This is a genomic window from Bacillus sp. LL01 (assembly GCF_001037965.1).
In genome coordinates, this window is record NZ_LFEL01000227.1 from 1 (window position 1) to 3,661 (window position 3,661).

4 protein-coding genes are annotated in these 3,661 nt (G+C 41.4%); all 4 read right to left on the reverse strand.

The window, feature by feature from the left end; translation table 11 throughout:
- The coding region (locus AB685_RS32450; RefSeq protein ID WP_277814320.1) for a S8 family serine peptidase at positions 1-469 on the reverse strand (469 nt) is incomplete at its 3' end.
- A gap of 187 nt (positions 470-656) precedes the next feature.
- Positions 657-1,286 carry a uracil phosphoribosyltransferase gene (gene upp / locus AB685_RS28460; protein ID WP_047973974.1) on the reverse strand — a complete coding sequence of 210 codons (630 nt, stop codon included), beginning with the start codon at positions 1,284-1,286 and terminating at the stop codon, positions 657-659.
- A gap of 429 nt (positions 1,287-1,715) precedes the next feature.
- Positions 1,716-2,957 (reverse strand): serine hydroxymethyltransferase, encoded by a 1,242-nt coding sequence (glyA, locus tag AB685_RS28465; protein ID WP_047973972.1) that lies wholly within the window; start codon positions 2,955-2,957, stop codon positions 1,716-1,718.
- A 117-nt stretch (positions 2,958-3,074) separates the two neighbouring features.
- Positions 3,075-3,641 carry a TIGR01440 family protein gene (locus AB685_RS28470; protein ID WP_047973973.1) on the reverse strand — a complete coding sequence of 189 codons (567 nt, stop codon included), beginning with the start codon at positions 3,639-3,641 and terminating at the stop codon, positions 3,075-3,077.
- Positions 3,642-3,661: the final 20 nt, after the last annotated feature.

Here is a 3,661-nt window from a genome sequence, read left to right on the forward strand (position 1 = left end):
TTTGCGTCTCCATTGGATCATCATCATAATCAACGACATCATATCCACCTTTGTAATTTCCTTGCAAATCAGGGTGACGATAATCAATCCCTGTATCAATAACAGCCACTTTGACTCCCTTACCGGTTAAGCGCTCCCCGTTCCGGTTGAACATCCCTCTAACTTGGTCGCCTCCAATAAACGGAACACTCCCATCTAGATTCGTCTCATAACTGGCCAGGTGATCAACACGCTCCACCGATTCGACATTCTTTAAAAGATTAAGCTCACCTTTTTTGAGCTCTATTGAAAATCCATTATAGATTCGTTTAAATGTTTTACGCAACTTACCAGAAGGCACTTGCGCCATTACTTCTTTGACTGCCTCATCGACATCTTCTTTTACCGTAACAATGACAACAGTCGTCTCCCATTCGTCCTCAGCTGGTTGCTCCACACTCGGCGGTCGTTCCGGAAACACTGATGACATAGCGTTTACCGACGGGACCACCGATAGTAGCAGCACCAAGCAGCATAACCAGCTCATAAAACGCAAACCGATCTCCTCCCAACTTTGTTGCGTATATGTAGTATGAGTGATTTAAGGGAAATTCATGTATGAAAGACGCGAAAAAGACCTGAGTGCGCGTAGCATTCAGGTCTTAAGATTTCGTTTTTTATTTTGTTCCAAATAAACGGTCACCCGCATCGCCTAGTCCAGGTACGATGTAACCTTTTTCATTAAGTTTTTCATCAAGCGCTGCAAGATAAATATCAACATCTGGATGCTCTTCTTTCACCACTTCAACGCCTTCTGGTGCTGCCACTAGACACATTAACTTAATCGTCTTTGCGCCACGTTTTTTCAAGCTGTTAATCGCTTCTACAGCCGATCCACCAGTTGCAAGCATTGGATCAATTACGATAAATTCACGCTCATTTACATCCGTCGGAAGCTTTACGTAATATTCTACTGGCTTTAATGTTTCTGGGTCACGATATAAACCAACATGTCCCACTTTCGCAGCTGGAATCATCTGAAGGATACCATCAACCATTCCAAGTCCCGCACGTAAAATTGGCACAAGGCCTAACTTTTTACCTGCAATTGTCTTTGATTGCGCTGGTCCAACCGGTGTTTCAATTTCAACATCTTTCAACGGAAGATCTCGTGTAATTTCAAAGGCCATCAATGCAGCAACCTCATCAACTAGCTCACGAAATTCTTTCGTTCMCGTATTTTTGTCACGAATATACGTCAATTTGTGTTGAATTAACGGATGATCAAATACAAACACCTTACTCATCAGCTTCGACTCCTTTTTTATGCGAACAAAAGAGATCTTGATGCAACTTGTAGTCGCTACTCCCTCTTGTCGATTATTGGCCATCTTTTACTCMTTGAAAATTCTACCCAAAAAGCGGCACCCATTCAACCCTGTTCAAGATATTTCAATGATTTTTTTGAGAATAGGCACAACTAGTCCACATTTCTCGTTGACATGAACATTTATTCTGGTAAAAACATCCATTTTATAACAACTTCTCATTCCAAAATGACCTATAGTAATTTTTTATATTTTGCCGCCGTAAAAAGGAAATACCTTCCACAACTTCGACTATCGTATATGGGCAAATAATCAAAAGTGTAGTATATTTAATTGTTTACTCAAAAATTTAAACATAAACATGAAAAAGCCCATCCTAGTTTCATACTAGAATGGGCTTTCTTCATTTTATAGATTTGGATACATTGGGAATTTAGCCGTTAAAGTCGCTACACGTTCACGCACTTCTTCAAGCTTCGCTTCATCCTCAACGTTTTTCAGCGTTAATGCAATTAACGCGCCAATCTCATCCATCGCCTCTCCATCAAGACCACGAGATGTAACAGCTGCTGTTCCAATACGGATACCACTTGTTACAAATGGGCTTTCTGGGTCAAATGGAATTGTGTTTTTATTCGTTGTAATCCCTACTTCATCAAGWGCTTTCTCAGCTACTTTTCCTGTAAGGTTAAGCGAACGTAAGTCTAAAAGGAGCAAGTGATTGTCTGTTCCGCCTGATACAAGGTTTACACCTTCACTTACTAGCTTTTCACCTAAGCGCTTCGCATTTGAGATAACAGCTTCACCGTATATTTTGAAATCAGGTGATAATGCTTCACCAAATGCAACAGCCTTTGCAGAAATAACATGCATCAATGGGCCACCTTGAATTCCAGGGAAGATAGACTTATCAATTTTTTTACCGAACTCTTCTTTACAAAGAATCATTCCACCACGTGGTCCACGTAATGTTTTATGAGTAGTTGTTGTTACAAAGTGAGCATGAGGAACTGGGTTTGGATGTAATCCTGTAGCCACAAGACCTGCAATATGAGCCATATCAACCATTAAATACGCGCCTACTTCATCAGCAATTTCACGGAATTTCTCGAAATCAAGCTCACGCGGATAAGCACTCGCACCAGCTACGATTAATTTTGGCTTATGTTCCTTTGCTAATTCACGGACCACGTCATAATCGACACGATGCGTGTTCTCATCTACACCATACTCAACAAAGTTGTACTGCACTCCACTGAAGTTAACAGGACTTCCGTGAGTTAAGTGACCACCATGAGAAAGGTTCATACCAAGTACTGTGTCACCTTGCTCAAGAATTGTGAAATAAACAGCCATATTCGCTTGTGCACCAGAGTGAGGTTGTACATTCACATACTCTGCACCAAAGATCTCTTTCGCACGATCACGCGCAATGTCTTCTACGATATCAACATACTCACATCCACCATAGTAACGGCGTCCAGGGTATCCCTCTGCATATTTGTTTGTTAAAACAGATCCTTGCGCTTCCATAACCGCTTCACTTACGAAGTTCTCGGATGCAATTAATTCAATTTTGTCGCGCTGACGACCCAATTCAAGTTCAATCGCCTCAAATACTTTTTGGTCTTGCTTCTTTAATGTCTCCATCCTCATTCCCCTTTCAGTTCCTACTCATTCGGCTTTTAGGATTCAAATGTTAAATTCAATTCCATTCTAACACAAGAACGATCTAAATTCCGTACTATTCATTAAAAATAGTTCTGATTATTCATGTTCTTCCGTAACAGCATAGTTCGCTCTAATCCCACCTATCAATTTAGGTCTCGTTTTCGCCACTGTGACATGAGCATGCCCAATTTCTTTAACCTGGCTACGAATCGGCACGGCCACTTCTTTTAAATGCATACCAATAAAGGTATCTCCAATATCAATGCCCGCATCGGCTTTAATCGACTCGACTAAAACAGGATGATCCATTTTAGCATAAGCATGCGTGGCCATCGCCCCTCCTGCTGCACGAACAGGAATCGCTGAAACTGACTCATAGCCTCGTTCACGTGCTGCAGCTCTTTCCAAAACAAGCGCCCGGTTTAAGTGCTCACAACATTGAAAAGCAAGTTGAGCCCCTGTTTCTTTTTGAAATTGAGATAGAGCTTGATAAATGGCATCAGCAATTTCACGCGATCCATTTGATCCAATATGCTCTCCGGCAACTTCACTGGTGCTTGTCCCTATTACCAACAAATGTTCGTTGGTTAATGGCATCATCGCTTGTAGATCGTTCAGTACTTGAGTGAGCTGACTTACAATGTCTTCTTTGTGTACAGCCATCAATTGGCCACTCCTTTTAT

Bases quoted from the DNA above. Each gene is read 5' to 3' on its own strand.
- AB685_RS28470 (WP_047973973.1), bottom strand. From the start codon at position 3,641: ATGGCTGTACACAAAGAAGACATTGTAAGTCAGCTCACTCAAGTACTG.